The organism is Pseudomonas trivialis (genome assembly GCF_001439805.1).
GTDB classification, from domain to species: domain Bacteria; phylum Pseudomonadota; class Gammaproteobacteria; order Pseudomonadales; family Pseudomonadaceae; genus Aquipseudomonas; species Aquipseudomonas trivialis.
This window is the reverse complement of sequence record NZ_JYLK01000004.1, coordinates 16,154-31,554: the sequence shown is the minus strand read 5'-3', so window position 1 is coordinate 31,554 and position 15,401 is coordinate 16,154. Positions and strand designations below refer to the sequence as shown.

Annotated in this window: 10 protein-coding genes and 2 pseudogenes; 3 read left to right on the top strand and 9 right to left on the bottom strand. The window is 65.3% G+C overall.

All coding sequences use genetic code 11. From position 1 onward, the window contains the following. Nucleotides 1-139: 139 nt before the first annotated feature. Entirely contained in the window at nucleotides 140-1,585 is a 1,446-nt protein-coding gene (locus tag TU79_RS07375; protein ID WP_057007635.1) for an ATP-binding protein, read from the top strand. Here the strand turns inward: TU79_RS07375 and TU79_RS07370 are convergent. From TU79_RS07370 to TU79_RS07340, 8 genes and pseudogenes are all read right to left on the bottom strand, one after another. Further along, a complete protein-coding gene (locus TU79_RS07370) occupies nucleotides 1,532-4,285 on the bottom strand; it encodes an ATP-binding protein (RefSeq protein ID WP_057007385.1) in 2,754 nt (917 codons plus the stop codon). The genes TU79_RS07375 and TU79_RS07370 overlap by 54 nt on opposite strands. Nucleotides 4,286-4,343: 58 nt before the next feature. Continuing rightward, entirely contained in the window at nucleotides 4,344-4,733 is a 390-nt protein-coding gene (locus TU79_RS07365) for a helix-turn-helix domain-containing protein (RefSeq protein ID WP_057007384.1), read from the bottom strand. A gap of 309 nt (nucleotides 4,734-5,042) precedes the next feature. Continuing rightward, complete coding sequence (locus tag TU79_RS26720) at nucleotides 5,043-5,174, bottom strand: hypothetical protein (protein WP_269457973.1); 132 nt, start codon at nucleotides 5,172-5,174, stop codon at nucleotides 5,043-5,045. A 138-nt stretch (nucleotides 5,175-5,312) separates the two neighbouring features. Continuing rightward, nucleotides 5,313-6,389, bottom strand: a complete 1,077-nt coding sequence (locus TU79_RS07360; protein ID WP_057007383.1) for an aldo/keto reductase — start codon at nucleotides 6,387-6,389, stop codon at nucleotides 5,313-5,315. Nucleotides 6,390-6,498: 109 nt separating this feature from the next. Further along, nucleotides 6,499-8,907, bottom strand: a pseudogene (locus TU79_RS07355) (glucose/quinate/shikimate family membrane-bound PQQ-dependent dehydrogenase). Between the two features lie 303 nt (nucleotides 8,908-9,210). Continuing rightward, a complete protein-coding gene (locus TU79_RS07350) occupies nucleotides 9,211-9,960 on the bottom strand; it encodes an IclR family transcriptional regulator (protein WP_057007382.1) in 750 nt (249 codons plus the stop codon). Nucleotides 9,961-10,059: 99 nt separating this feature from the next. Further along, nucleotides 10,060-11,385 carry an MFS transporter gene (locus tag TU79_RS07345; RefSeq protein ID WP_057007381.1) on the bottom strand — a complete coding sequence of 442 codons (1,326 nt, stop codon included), beginning with the start codon at nucleotides 11,383-11,385 and terminating at the stop codon, nucleotides 10,060-10,062. Nucleotides 11,386-11,467: 82 nt separating this feature from the next. Then, the gene (locus TU79_RS07340) at nucleotides 11,468-12,445 is read right to left on the bottom strand and encodes a hydroxyacid dehydrogenase (protein ID WP_057007380.1); all 978 of its coding nucleotides are present in this window, start codon (nucleotides 12,443-12,445) and stop codon (nucleotides 11,468-11,470) included. Between the two features lie 315 nt (nucleotides 12,446-12,760). Between TU79_RS07340 and TU79_RS07335 the strand changes: the two genes are divergently transcribed. Further along, complete coding sequence (locus TU79_RS07335; protein ID WP_057007379.1) at nucleotides 12,761-13,435, top strand: RraA family protein; 675 nt, start codon at nucleotides 12,761-12,763, stop codon at nucleotides 13,433-13,435. Further along, nucleotides 13,432-14,664, top strand: a complete 1,233-nt coding sequence (locus TU79_RS07330) for an MFS transporter (protein WP_057007378.1) — start codon at nucleotides 13,432-13,434, stop codon at nucleotides 14,662-14,664. Before TU79_RS07335 ends, TU79_RS07330 begins: the two co-directional genes overlap by 4 nt. Nucleotides 14,665-14,687: 23 nt before the next feature. Here the strand turns inward: TU79_RS07330 and TU79_RS26850 are convergent. Beyond that, nucleotides 14,688-15,203, bottom strand: a pseudogene (locus TU79_RS26850) (methyl-accepting chemotaxis protein); the annotation flags it as partial. Nucleotides 15,204-15,401 lie beyond the last annotated feature (198 nt).

The following is a 15,401-nucleotide window of genomic DNA, read 5'->3' as shown; positions in this document are numbered from 1 at the left end:
GTCCGTCTCAGGCACACCAATGTCCGTCTGGTTCCCCGTGCCGGGATTGCCCCGTGACGGGCAACTGGCAAGATAACGCCAGGGCCCTGGAAAAGGATGCGCAGACGCCCAAGGTCGGGTGTTCCAGCGCTGTGCACAGATGAACAATGCCCCGACGCTGAGTTTCGGCCCCTACAGCTTTCACCGGCAACAGCGCCTGGTCAGCAAAGCCGGCTGGCCGGTGCCGTTGGGCGGTCGGGCGCTGGATATCCTGACGGTGCTGCTGGAGGCGCCCGGCCAGTTTGTCGGCAAGGACACGCTGATTGCCCGCGTGTGGCCGAGCAGCGTGGTGGAGGAAAACAACCTGCGCGTGCACATTGCAGCACTGCGCCGGGCGCTGGACGGGCAGCGCTGCATCGTCAATCACCCGCAGCGCGGCTACTGCTTTGTCGCGCCGCTGCACATCGTCGATGGCCCCACAGTCGCGCGTCATAACCTCGCGGCCCGGCTCAGCCCGGTGATCGGTCGCGCCGAGCTGTTGGGTGCCCTGGGGCGACGTCTGTGCGGGCAACGCCTGATGACCCTCACCGGTTGCCCCGGCATCGGCAAAAGCACCCTGGCGCTGGCGCTGGCCGAACGTGTGCTGCCGCGTTACCGCGATGGCGTGTGGTGGGTGGACCTGGCCACGGTCGCGGCGCCGCCGTCGATGCTGCGCCAGTTGTGCAGCACGTTGCAGCTGGCGCCCTGCGACACCGTCGGTGAACTGTGCCGCCAATTGGCCCCGCGCCAGCTGTTGCTGGTGCTCGATGGGGCTGACCTGCTGCTCGGTGCCTGCCGCCACCTGGTGCGCTGCCTGCTGGAACAGGCGCCCCAGGTAACGGTGCTGTTGAGCAGCCGCGAAGCCTTGCAGTTGCCGGACGAATGGCTGCAGCGCGTGCCGGCCCTGGCGCTGCCCTCAGCCTGCGTCTCTGTTGAACAGGCCATGGCGTGCCCGGCGGTGCAGCTGTTTGTCGCCCGGGTGCAGGCCGCCCAGCAGGGCTTTGTCTTGCGTGCGCAGGACTTGCCGGCGCTGCACGATATCTGCCGGCGGCTGGACGGGATGCCCCTGGCCCTGGAGCTGGCGGCCGCCCAGGTCCATGCGCTGGGTGTGCAGGGCGTGCAGGCGCAGTTGCGTCATGGCCTGCAACTGCTGGCCCGTGGCCGCCGCACGGCGGTCGCACGGCATCAGTCCCTGACCGCCGCGCTGGAGTGGAGCTACGAGCGCTTGAGCGTGCCCGAACGCTGGTTGTTCCTGCAACTGGGGTTGTTCCGGGTGGCGCTGACCTTGCCCGCATTGACCGAGCGAATCGCCGGCACCGAGCTTGCTCACGCCGACCTGCCTTACCTGCTCGCGCGGCTGGTCCTTACCTCGCTGTTGCGGGTGGAACCGGGCCCTGGCCCGTCGCGTTATCGCTTGCTCAACTGCGTGCGCAGCTACGCCCTGGCACAGCTGCGCGACCCGCGGCAGGTGGCGCGTCTGCAGCAGCACTATGGGCACTACCTGGGGCCGTTTTCAGGCCAGCCTTTTGTCCTGCAACTCGTTGAGCAGGCGGCTTACGCTCATTAGGTCGCGGGTGGCGAAGCCTTCGGTGAAGCGCGCGTGGACCGAACTCAATAACTGGTGCGCGGCGTGCCGCCGGCCCTGGCGCTGCCACAGCCGCGCCAGTGAAGTTGCGCAGCGCAACTCCCAGGCCAGAGCGCCTTGCTGGTGGGCCAGGCCCAGGGCGTCGAGCAGCAATGACTCGGCGGCGCTGTCGGGCAACGCCTCGGCGCGCACGCGCAAAATCTCCGGCGCACACCAGCCACCATCGCCGTTGCGCACCCGTTCGAACCCGGCATCATCCACGTGCCCCACGCCCAGGGTGATCAGGGTGTCCTTGACCAGGTCCAGGCCCTGCACGGCGTCGATCGACAGGTGCTGCGCATACAGCTGCGCCCAGGTCTGGAACAACTGTGCCGAATGCTTGTGCGCCTGCTGCACCAGCAGCGCCTGCAAGGACTGCGCTGAGGCTTCATCGCCGTTGTAGCGGGCAATTACCACGCCGGCCAGCGCCAGGGTGTAGCAGAGGGTGGTGCCATGGTTGATCTGCAGCGCCAGTTCCAGGGCCTGGCTGGCGGTGCGCCACGCCTGCTCGGGCAAGCCTTGCAGCCACAAAATCCGCGCGAGCACCGTGAGCGCGGCGACGCTCTGGTCGTATTGCACGCCAAAAGCGTGGGTAAAACGATTGAGATGGCCGCTCTGGGCCATGCGCTGGATCACCTGCTCGGCGTTGTGTCGGGCCAGCGTCTGGTTGCCTGCGTAATGCTGCGCCAGCACGCGCAGGCGCTGGGCGCTCAAGTCCAGCAGCGGGTCGGTGCGCGGGTCGAGGCGATCAAACTGAGTGCTCATGCTCAAGGCTTCACGGTAACGACCGGCGCACAGGCTCACCGCCATATGCCCGGACACCGCGCGCAACTGGCCGGCAATGTCTGCGCGGGTTTCGGCCAGCCGCCGGGCGCTGACGAAAGCGTCGATGGTCTGCGGCGCGCCGCCCATGGCGTGGTAGGACAGGCTGCCCAGCGCCAGTTGCAGTTGCATCGCCAGTTGCGTGCACGGCACCTTGGCCCGCTGCAGCAGGGCCAGTGCCTTGCCCACGTACAGTGCGTGTTCGCGCAGCAGTGACAGCTCCTGCCACAGTGGCATCGCGCTGACCGTCAGGCGAATCCCCAGCACGTGCGCGCCGGCATTGCCCAGGCCCCAATCGAGGGCGGCGCGGATGTCCTCGCGCAGCGGCGCGTAGCGGTCGATCCAGGCCTGGGTTGCGGTCAGCTCCCAGTCGTCGCGGGCCTGTTCCATCAGCACCAGGCAGCGCGTGGCATGGCGTTCGTGGGTGGCATCAAGTTCAGCCGCCAGGGTGAGTTTTTCCAGCGCGTAGGTGCGGGTGATGTCCAGCAGGCGGTACACCACTTCGTCGTCGCCGGGCTCCACGTTCAGCAGGGACTTGGCGACCAGTTGCGTGATTGAACCGAGCACGTCGGCCGGCGCCTGCTGCGCGCCGGCGATCACCGCCACCGCACTGGCCAGGCTGAAACCTGCGCGAAACACGGCCAGGCGGCGCAGGCAGCTCTGTTCGCCGCCGCTGAGCAGGTCGAAGCTCCAGTCCAGCGTGGCCCGCAGGGTTTGCTGGCGGGGCAGGGCGCTGCGTCGGCCACCGGTCAGCAGGCGGAAGGTGTCTTGCATCTGCACCAGCAGGCCCGGCAGGCCGAAGCGCTCGACCTGCGCCGCGACCAGTTCGATCGCCAGGGGGATGCCGTCCAGGCGCTGGCAGATCTCAATCGCCAGCGGCAGTTCGGCATCGCTCAAGACGAAGCGGTCCTGATGGGACCTGGCGCGCTCGATCAGCAGTTGCAGGGCCGGGTAGCCGAGGGCCTGGGCGCGGTTGCCGGTGGTGGGCGGACAGGCCAGGGGCTCAAGGCGTTGCACGTGCTCGCCGTCGGCGCGCAGGGCTTCGCGGCTGGTGGCGAGGATGTGCAGCCCAGGCGCCTGACGCAGCAGGGTTTCGCTGATCAGGGCGATGTCATCGAGCAGGTGCTCGCAGTTGTCGATCACTAGCAGCAACTGGCGTTCGTGCAGGCTGCGGGCAATGCTCGGCAGCGGCTCATCGGCGCTGGGCGTGAGGTCGAGCAGGGTGGCGAGGTTGGGCAGGATCATCGACGGCGCGCTGAGCGGCGCGAGGTCCAGCAGCCGAATACCGTCGCGGTAATGCCCGATCAGCAACTCCGCCACGCGCAGGGCCACGGTGGTCTTGCCGATGCCGCCGGCGCCGGTCAGGGTGATAAAGCGCTGTCGGGGCAGTTGCTGCACCAACGTGTCGATCAGCGCCTGGCGCCCGATCATGCGGGTGCGGCGCAGCGGCAGGTTGTGGCAGGGGCGTGGACCGTCATGGGTCAGGGTCATGGGCTCGATGCTCAGGGGCGCGACAAAACTGTAGCCGCGCTGGGCCACCGTCACGATATAGCGCTGCCCGGCCTGGCCGTCGCCCAGGGCCTTGCGCAGCGCCGCCATGTGCACGCGCAGGTTGCCGTCCTCCACCACACTGGTGGGCCAGACCCGCGCGATCAGTGCCTGCTTGCTCACCACATCGCCTGCGTTTTCCAGCAGCACCAGCAGGATCTCCACCGCACGCCGGCCCAGGCGCAACGGGCGTCCGGCCTCCAGCACCCGGCGCTGGCGCGGGTGAACCTGATAGGGGCCAAAGTGCACGGCCGGGTCGCTGAGGTCGTTCATGGACGGCCCTGCTCGGAGAGACGGAGGTGCCCAGCATAGTCCAGGCCGGCACCGACCACTAGGCGGCGATGACCGGGCGCGAGTGGTGATTTCGCCAGGTCATGGGGTTGACGCCTTCGCTGCGGGTGAAGATGTGGCTGAAGTGCGCCTGATCGCAAAACCCGCATTCGAGGCTGATTTGCGTGAGGCTCAAGGACGACTCGCTGATCAGCTCCTTGGCGCGCTGGATGCGTTGCCGGCGGATCCATTCCTGGGGCGACAGCCCGGTGGTGCATTTGAACGCGCGGGAAAAATGGCTGCGCGACAACGCGCAGGCCTGGGCCAGGTCGGCAATCGCCAGGCTTTCGCCGAGGCGGGCGAGAATGAGCTGTTTGGCGATACGTTCACGTCGCGGGCACAAGCCGCCGGGGTTGGGCGCACGGGGGGCGCAATACTCAAGTCGGGCCATGACGAATATCCGTTTTCGATGGGAGCGTTCCCGGTGAATGGATGCAGTGTAGACGCGCTTGATGATGGTGCCCGGCCGTCTGGCTGGCGAGTTAATCGTTGTTAATTTCGCCAGGTGCATGGCTGTAAAGGACAGCACGGATGTGCACTGCAAAAACAAAATAACTTTTTGATTTTTAAGCCAAAAATTTCAGGTGGTCGTATCCCTGTGGCGAGCGCGCTCGCCACGGAGGCTCCAACGTCGGGGGGGGAGTGGGGCCTCCCGCGGCGGATCGCACTCACATTCACGTACCGGTCGGGGACCGGTGCGCTATTGTGCCTTGCCCTGCATCGGCCATATCCGCTCCCGCTGCGTCTGCCCCAGCCACACCATGCCATGCATGAACGTCTCGCGCTCCTGCGGGGTGGTGAGCGGGAACTGCGCCAGATGGGTATGCGCCATCTCCCGCACTTGTTCGATGGCGTCGCGATCCCCTGGCGTGATCGGCGGGCGTCAATACTGAGGGCGGACTGGAGTAGAGATCGGTGGCGCCTTCGGCCGAAAACTGGCGAAGCATGGAGTCCATGCTGTTCACCGTGACTACTTGTCCTTGCGCGCCTCCATGGTCTTGCGATGCTCGGCCAGGAACGGCTGCTCGGCCGGGTCAAAGCGATCGATCCCGGCGGTGAAGCGATGCCAGTACGGGTACAGCGGCTGGCGCCGCGTCACGGCCTCGATGCGCGATGACTGTTCCTCGGTGAGTTTGAGCTCGGTGGCGGCGAGGTTGTCGCGCAGGTGCTCTTCGGTGCGCGCGCCGATGATCAGCGAGGTGATCCCCGGACGGTCCTTGAGCCAGGCCAGGCAAGTGCGCGCCACTGATACACCGTGCTCGTCGCCGACGGCGGCGAGGGTTTCGATGATGTCCAGCGCGCGCTCCTGGTCATGCACGTAGGGTTCCGGCCAGTCGCTGCCCTGGCGGGTGTTGGCAGGCGGTTTTTGCCCGCGTCGGGTGGAACCGGTCAGCAGGCCTTCGCCCATCGGGCCCCACACCAGGGTGCCGATGTTCTGGTCCAGCGCCAGGGGCAGCAGTTCGTACTCGGCCTCGCGGGATTCGGGGGTGTAGTAGATCTGCTGGGTGATGGGCTTGAGCATGCCGTGCAGCTCGGCCTTGCCCAGGGCTTTCATCATTTGCCAGGCGGTGAAGTTGCTGGTGCCGAAGTAGCGGATCTTGCCCGAACCCACCAGCAGGCGCAGGGCTTCGAGGGTTTCCTCGATCGGCGTCAGGCCGTCCCAGTTGTGCAGTTGATACAGGTCGATGTGGTCGGTGCCCAGGCGCTTGAGGCTGGCTTCGCAGGCGCGAATCAGGTGGTAGCGCGAGGAACCGGAGTTGTTCGGGTTGTCGTCCACGGGGCTGCGGCCCTTGGTGGCCAGCAGGATGTCGTGGCGCTTGTCGCCCAGGGCCTTGCCGACCACTTGCTCGGCCAGGCCGTGGGAGTACAGGTCGGCGGTGTCGACCATGTTCACGCCCGCTTCGAACGCGATATCAAACATGCGCCTGGCCTGGGGCACATCGACGGCGCCGCATTTTTCGAACTCGGCGCGCCCGCCGAAGGGCACGGTGCCCAGGACGATTTCGGATACCAGCAAGCCCGAATGGCCCAGTTGTCGATACTGCATGTCGCCTCCTGTTTCACATTGAACGTAGGGTTGTGAACGACACAGGGCGCGATAGTTTGAATTTTTTACCTGAGACGCGATGCCGCAGGGGCATCGCGCGCAGAGACGATCAGGGCAGGGCGTAGGCGATCACGTAGTCGCCACGGTCGGTGGACTGGCGTGCGCCACCGGCGGTGACCACGATGTACTGCTTGCCGGTTTTGGGCGAGACGTAGGTCATCGGGCCGCCCTGGCTACCCACGGGCAGGCGGGCTTTCCACACTTCGTCACCGTTGCCGCTGTTGAAGGCGCGCAGGTAGAAGTCCTGGGTGCCGGCGATGAAGATCAGGCCGCCCTGGGTCGACAGGGTGCCGCCCAGGGTGGGCAGGCCGATGTTGATCGGCAGGTGCATGCGGATGCCCAGGGGGCCGGTGTCTTCCACGGTGCCGACCGGCACTTGCCAGGCGATTTTTTGCGTCTTCATGTCGATGGCGGTAAGAGTGCCGAACGGCGGTGCCTAGCACGGAATGCCGGCCACCGAGAGGAAGCGGTTCTTGTTCACTGCATACGGCGTGCCCTTGAGCGGCACGGCGCCCATGCCGGTGTTCAGCGCTTCGCCACCGGAGGCGGCCAGGGCCTTGTTCTGCGACGGCACCATCTGGATCCACAGGCCCAGGCGCATGTCATTGACGAAGATAAAGCCGTGCACCGGGTCGGTGGAAAGGCTGCCCCAGTTCATGCCGCCGAGCGAACCCGGAAAGCTCAGGGATTTATCGGTACCCGGCGCGGTGTAGAGGCCGTCGTAGCGCATGCCCTTGAAGTCGATGCGGCACAGCAACTGGTCGTACGGCGTGGCGCCCCACATGTCCGATTCGCTGAGGGTTTGCGCGCCGATCTGCGGCATGCCGACGGATTTGGGCTGGGTTTTCGCGTAGGGCTCATTGGGAATGTTCGCGGCCTTGACCGGCACTTCCTGCACATCGGTGAGCGGTTTGCCGGTGGCGCGGTCAAGCACGTAGATCTGCCCGGCCTTGGTGCCGATCACGACCGCCGGCACGGCCTTGTCGCTGCCCGGCGGGGTGAAGTCGATCAGGCTCGGCTGCATCGGCAGGTCGAAGTCCCACAGGTCGTTGTGGACGGTCTGGTACACCCATTTTTCCGCGCCGGTGGAGGCGTCCAGCGCCAGCACCGAGGCGCCGTACTTGTGATTGAGCGCGGTACGTTCCACGCCGTAGATGTCGGTGGACGAGCTGCCCATGGGCAGGAAGACCGTGTTCATCAGCGGGTCGTAGGACATCGGTGCCCAGCTGTTGGGCGTGCTGCGCACGTAGGTGCTGCCGGCGGCCGGCGCCTGCCTGTCTTCGGGGTTGCCCGGGTCGAAGGCCCAGCGCATCTGACCGCTGATCACATCAAAACCACGGATCACGCCGCCTGGCATGTCGGTCTGCACGTTGTCCGCCACGCGGCCGCCCACCACCACGGTGGTGCCGGCGATCAATGGCGCCGAAGACAACTGGTAGTAGCTGTCCGGCACATTGCCCAGGCCCGCCTTGAGGTCGACCTGGCCATGGGCGCCGAAGTCTTCGCAGAACTGGCCGGTGTCGGCGTCCACGGCGATCAGGCGTGCGTCGATGGTGTTGGTCAGCAGACGGCGCTGGCACTGCGCACCGGCGGGTACGCTGGCGGCGATGATCGGCGAGCTGCCCGGTTGGGTGGGCTGATTGAGCGGCGCGGTGGCGTCGAAATACGCCATGCCACGGCAACGCTGCCACACCGCCGATTGGGCGTTGACCTGGTTCTTCCACAGTTCCTTGCCGGTGTCGGCATCCAGCGCGATCAGGTTGTTGTGCGGCGTGCAGATGAACACCTTGCTGCCGATCTGCAGCGGCGTGAGTTGGTCTTCGGCGCCGTTGCCGTCGCTGATGGCCACGTCACCGGTGCGGTAGGTCCAGGCGACCTTGAGCTTGTCGACGCTGTCGCGGTTGATCTGGTCCAGCGCGGCGAAGCGGCTGCCGCCTTCGGTGTTGCCATAGTGGGCCCAGTCTTTCTGCGCCTCGGCCGCCGTCACAGGTGTCATGCCAGGTCCCGCGCCGGTGGGGGCGACGCTTGGGTGGGCGACAAACATATTGCCAGCCGCCACCGCCACGCCCACCGCCAACACGGCCGCCACGCCATACGCGCCGCGCGCAGGCCGGCCGACCAGCAACGGATACACCAGCGCCACCACCAGGCCAATGGCCGCAAACATGAACAGCCGCGAGAACAGTGGCCAGAACACCAGGCCCACGTCCGCCACCGCCCAGAGGGCCGTGCCGACGAGGAACGCGCCGAACAGCCACGCGCCCGCCGCTTTGCGTTTGGCAATCAGCAGCCCGGAAATGGCCATGGCCACACCGCCGATCAGGAAGTACCAGGACCCCCCCAGGCTGACCAGTTTGGCGCCGCCGACAGCAAGCGCAAGGCCGAGCAGGGCGATGATCACGCCCAGGCCCAGCAGGAAAAATCTAGAGACGCCAGCGGCGCGCGATGCTCGTTTCATGTCGAAAGGACTCGAGTGAGAGAGGGCAAAGCGGGGATTTTAGCAACATAAGTAACCAGTTAGTACATTGCGGCCGCGCAATAGACTGTTACCGAGACTGCCGCAGTCAATTGAAAGGGTTGTGGCGTGGCCGTAACTGTGGCGAGCGGGCTTGCCCCGCGTTGGGGTGCGAAGCGCCCCTCAATCAGGGAACCCTCGGTATTCCGACCTGATACTGCGCGCAGGCTGGTTTTGGGGCTGCTGCGCAGCCCAACGCAGGGCAAGCCTGCTCGCCACAGGGCAAGCCGGTCGCCACCACACAGGTCAGATCAAACTTGGCCGGATTTCGCCGTGGCGCTTTTTCGGTGGGTTTTCATCGTTTGCCAGCGCATCGCCGCCCAGGCTGCGCGTCAGCTCTACGGCGGCCTGCTGGAACAGCGGGTGAAGGGTCTGCGCCTGCTCGGCGGTGAGGCGGCTGGCCGGGCCGGACAGCACCAGTGCGCCGATCAGGTTTTCCCCAGGACCGAAGATCGGCAGGGCCATGGAGGCGGCATGCGGGTCGGTCGCGCCGTGGGAGTAGATTGGCTTGATCATCCTCGCCGCCAGGGAATAGGGCGTGTGCAATGCCTCGGCACCGGCCGCGCCGTCCATCGGGCGGGTGTCGCCGGGTTGCAGGTGCAGGCGCAGGTGGTGGGGCGAGTTGACTCGATAGAGGCACATTCTGTAGGCGCCGTGGCGCACGTAGAACGAGGCGGTTTCGCCACTTTCCTGAGTCAGCCTGTGCAACAGCGGGGTGATGTGACGTTCCAGGTCGAGGCCGTCCTGGTACACCGTGTTCAGGCGCATGATTTCAGTTGCCAGTTGATAGCGACCGTCCGCCAGACGTGTGATCAGACCGTGGGTTTCCAGCGATACCATCAGACGCATGATCGTGCTTTTGATCAGCCCGGTGCGCGCTGCCAGCTCGGCCAGCTCAAGGGCGGTGTCGCCCATCCTGAAGGCAGTCAGCACGGTGAGCACCCGATCAGCCGAGGCAACCCCGTTAACGGCCGGGCGTGGGCGGGTTTTTACCATGGGGTGCTCCTTGAGGATGGGCGGGTACGCTGCAAAATACTGGCATTGCCCGCGAGGGGCAATGCTCAGGTGCTTGACCTTGCAGCGTTTTAACTGCGGCTAATGGGCGTTCGCCTGTTTGCCGAGTTCGAGCGCCTGCATCTGCTTGCGCCCCATCAGCAACACCATCACCGCACCAGCAGCACACAGCGCCGCCAGTGGCAGCAGCGCCAGGGCGTAACTGCCCGTGGCGTGATGGAGGGTGCCGTACACGTTGACCATGATGCCGCCGCCGATCAGGTTGGCCATCGCGCCCACGGCGGCCAGGCCGGCAGCGGCGGTGGAGGACGACAGCCAGGTGGACACCAGCGCCCAGAACGGCCCCTTCATCGAGTAGGCGCCGATCAGCACCATCGACAACATCACCACCGTGGCCACCAGCGACGAGGTGACCAGTGCCAGCAACAGCCCGGCGGTGATCAGCAGCAAGGTGGTCGCGGTGTGCCAGCGGCGCTCACCGGTCTTGTCGGAACTGCGCCCCCACACAATCATCAGGATCGACGCCAGCCCATAGGGAATGGCATTGACCAGGCCGATCTGCAGGTTGTCCAGACCAAAGGTCCTGAGCAGTTGCGGGGCCCACACGCTCATGGTGCTGCCGGCGGCCGATGCGCCCGAGTAGATCAGCGCCAGCACCCAGATGTGTTTGTGACGCAGCAGTTTCCACAGCGAGATATGCCCGATTGCCGTCTTGCGGCTGCGCTCTTCGTCGAGGCGCCCGGTCAGCCAGCGGCGCTGTTCGTGGCTCAACCATTTGGCCTGCTCGGGGCGGTCGGTCAGCACGAACAGGCAGGCTATCCCGAGCAGCACCGCAGGGATGCCCTCAATGATGAACAGCCAGTGCCAGCCGCGCATGCCGAACCAGCCATCCAGGCTCAGCAGCAGGCCGGAAAGCGGCGAACCAATGAAGTTGGCGCCGGGAATGGCCACCATGAAGATTGCAACCATGCGCCCGCGGTAGGCCGCCGGCAGCCAGTAGGTGAGGTACAGCAACACGCCGGGGAAGAAACCCGCTTCGGCGGCACCCAGCAGAAAGCGCATGACGTACAGGGAATTGGCGCCCTGCACGAACGCGGTACCCGCGGAAATCAGCCCCCAGGTGACCATGATCCGGGCGATCCACACCCGTGCGCCAAAGCGTTGCAACGCCAGGTTGCTGGGCACCTCCACCAGAAAGTACGAGACGAAGAACAGGCTGCTGGCGAAACCGAAGATCGCCGGGGTAAGGCCCAGGTCCTGGTTCATCTGCAGGGACGCCATGCCGATATTGCCCCGATCGATGATCGCGAGCAGGTAGCAGAGGATCAGGAACGGCAACAGCCGCCACGCCACCTTGCGCATGGTCGAGCGCTCGAGGGCGCTGATTTCAGTAGAGCTGACAGGCATGACTCTCTCCCATTTTGTTTTTGTCGGAGAAGCGTATGAGCCCGCTCTTCATCAAGTGAAGTACGGGCGGTGTGCGTGCAAATCAATCGGCGAACAGGTGGCGGTTGACCACCGCACGCGGCTCAAGCGGGTCGCCATTCCAGACGTCGAGAATCTGTTGCAGCGCCAGCATGCCCACACGGTCGCGGGCTTCGTGGGTATTGGCGCCCACATGGGGCGTGGCGACCAGCGTCGGCAGGCCCCACAAGGCGGAATCGGCCGGTGGCGGTTCGGGGTTGAAGGTGTCGAGACCGGCGCCGGCAATCTGGCCGGTGCTCAAGGCGTGGACCAGCGCGCCGGTATCGATCAGCTCGCCGCGCGCGGTATTGATCAACAGACTGCCGGGGCGCATCTGCGCGAACTGCGCTGCGCCAAACAGGTTGCGGTTCTGCTCGTTGAGCGGGCAATGCAGGCTGATGACATCGCAGTCGGCGAGCAGGGCGTCGAAGTCTTCGGCGCGCTCGACGTTGGGCAGGTCGGGCAGGTGTGCAAGGTAGGGGTCATACACTTTGACGGTCATGCGCAGCGGGGTCACCAGCGCCATCAGAATGCGCCCGATGGCGCCCAGTCCCACCAGGCCCAGGGTCTTGCCGGAGAGCTCGATGCCTACGGAGGTTGCCTTGTCCCAGTGCCCGTCGCGCAGGCGGGCATCGAGCAGGGCGGTCTGGCGCGCGACGCTGAACATCAGCGCCAGCGCGTGTTCGGCCACCGATTGGGCGTTGGCGCCCAGGGCAATGGTCACGGGGATATTGCGCTCGGCGGCGGCGGCGATGTCGATGGTGTCGTAGCCCACACCGTGCTTGGCGATGATCTTCAGTGCGCGAGAGGCGTTGATCATCTCGCGGGTCAGGTTGCCCTGACGCACGATGATGGCGTCCGGCTGTTCGCGGGCAATGATGGCGGTCAGTTCATCGGCCGGCAGGTAGGGCGTGGTGGGGATGACGCGCACCCCGTGGGCGGCGGCGTGAGCCATGGCCTCGACGGTCAGTTGCGGGCCGGTCAGCAGAAGGGTTCGGGTCATGTTGCGCACCTTGGTTTTGTTATCTGAGTGCAGTTGGCGCTCGTGGCGGCGCTCAACGTTGGCTTGAAAGCTATCATAATGAAACGTCGTTGCAATAAATAAATTTGCTCGGTGTTGCGTTGTTACCCGCTGACGTGCCGCTAAGTCTTTAAGGACGAAGATATTTCTCGTGAATATTCATGATTATAAAATTGGCAAGGTGCGGGTGGCCTTGAATCGAGTATTGCTACCTAGGATCCTTGGTGATAATTTCGAAATGTCGTTTCGTTTATCTCAGTTTTCATCAATAAAAATCACAAACACGAGGAAGACCCCATGTCCATCGGATTCAGAGTGCTCCAGCAACCACGCAAAGTTGCCGTCGAGTGGGTGGAGCGCTACCGCACGGTGCCCGTGGCGAACGTCAGCGATTCGATGAACCGCATGACCGCCGGCGGCGCCAGCCTGCAGCCGATGCACAACAAGGGCGTGCTGGTGGGGCCGGCGCTGACGGTCAAGGCACGTCCGGGGGACAACCTGATGCTGCATCACGCGCTGGATATCGCGCAGCCGGGCGATGTGATCGTGGTGGACGCCGGCGGCGACCTGAGCAACGCGTTGATCGGCGAAATGATGGTGGCGTACGCAATCAAGCGCGGCGTGGCTGGCATTGTGATCAATGGCGCCATTCGCGATGCGGCAAGCATTGGTGCCGGCGATTTCCCGGTGTTCGCCGCCGGTATCACCCATCGCGGCCCGTACAAGGATGGACCGGGCGAAGTGAATGTGCCGATTGCCCTGGGTGGCATGGTGATCGAACCGGGCGACCTGATGATCGGCGACGAAGACGGTTTGCTCTGCGTGCCTTTCGATCAGGTCGGCGAGGTGTATGATCGCGCCCACGCCAAGCATGCCGCTGAACAGAAGCAGCTTGAACAGATCGCACTGGGCGAAAACGACCGCACCTGGGTCATGAAATCGCTCATACAAAAGGGCTGCGCGTTTAGTTGAATCCTGCTTCCCCGTCCCGCTGGCCCGCGCCGATACGCGCGCTGCGCCATCGCAATTTCCAGATCTACTTTGTCGGCCAGGGCCTTTCCACCCTGGGCAAGTGGGTGCAACAGGTCGCGCTTGCCTGGCTCGCCTATCATCTGACGGGCTCGGCCGTGCTGCTGGGGACCATTGCGTTTCTGACGCTGTTGCCCCAGTTGCTGGTCGGGCCGCTGGCGGGTGCCTGGTCCGACCGCCACGACAAACGCCGGCTGCTGATGGCGGTGCAGGCGGTGCTCGCCGTGCAATCGGTGGCCCTGGCGCTGCTCACCTGGCAGCACTGGATGGGGCGCGAGGTGATCATTGCGATGGCGCTGCTGCTGGGCTTGCTCAACGCCCTGGAAACGCCATTGCGACAAGCCTTGATCGCCAGCTTCGTCGATGATCCGGACGACCTGCCCAATGCCCTCGTGCTCAATGCGATGCTCATCAATGCCGCGCGTTTTATCGGCCCGCCGCTGGCCGGAATGCTGATCAACTGGAGCGGCGAGGCGGGTTGTTTTCTGCTGACGTCCATCGCCTTCGGCATGTTGCTGATCGGCCTGGGCAAGGTGCAGAGTCGCGCGCAGATCAGGGCCCAGGGCTCCACCGGGGAGATCTTCCGTGAAGGTTTGCGTTACCTGTGGTGCACCCTGGCGATCCGGCGACTGCTGATCAGCGTGGTGATGGTCAACCTGCTGGCGTCCTGCTACTCGGTGCTGCTGCCGATTCTGGCCAGGCACGCGTTCAGCGGCGATGCCCAGACCCTGGGCTGGCTCTGGGGCGCGGCCGGTGCCGGTGCTTTTGTGGCGACGATTTTCCTGGCCTTTGCCGGCGGTGCCTCGCGACTGAGCCGCATCATTGTGCTGGGCACGGTGGTGTGTGCGGTGTCGCTGTGCGCGATGGCGGCCAACCCGCCGCTGGGGTTCACCCTGATGGCACTCGCCGGGCTGGGGTTCGGCATCACGGTGAGCAATGTCAGCAGTAATATGACCCTGCAAGGCGCCGCGCCGGAAGCGCTGCGGGGCAGGGTCATTGCGTTTTATATCGCCATGCGTTTCGGCTTTGAAGCGATTGGCGGCCTGCTGGCCGGCTTGCTCGCTGCCGCCCTGAACGTGCAATGGACCTTGCTGGTGGCGGGGGTGTTGCTCGGGACTTACCAGGTGTGCAGCGGGCTGCTGCACAGAAGGGCTGAGAAAGGGCGGCGTTAAACGCGTGCCGCCGCCCTGGTCGACTAGACCTTGAAGCGGCCCACCAGTCCCTTGAGCTGCGCGGAAATATCCGTCAAGCGCCCCGAACCGGTTTGCGCCGAATGCGCAAAGCCTTCGACCAACTGCGCATCGGCATGAATCTGCGCGATATGCCGGTTGATCTCCTCGGCCACCTGGTGCTGTTCCTCGGCGGCGGTGGCGATCTGGGTGTTCTGGTCGCGGATTGAGTCCACCGAGCCACGAATCTTGTCGAAGCTGTCGCGGGCCTGCTGGATGCGCTCCACGCTGGTGTGTGACACCTGCAGGCTGCCCTGCATCTGCTGGGTCACTTCCTGGGTGCGGCGGGCGAGGTTGCCGAGCAGGCTGTCGATTTCGCCGGTGGAGTCGGCCGTGCGGCGCGCCAGTGCGCGGACTTCATCGGCGACCACCGCAAAGCCACGGCCCTGGTCTCCGGCGCGCGCGGCTTCGATGGCGGCGTTGAGCGCCAGCAGGTTGGTCTGCTCGGCAATCGAGCGGATGGTGTCGAGGATGGTGTTGATGTTCTGGCTGTCCTGCTCCAGCAGTTGCATGGTCTGGGTCGACTTCTGCAGGTCTTCGCTGAGCTTGAGCACGCTGCCGGTGGCTTCGCCGATATGCTGCTCGCCGGTGTGCACGTCGCGGTAGCCTTGGTCGGCGCTCGACGCGGCCGCGCTGCAGGAACGTGCCACTTCGTTGGCGGTGGCCACCATTTCGTTGAA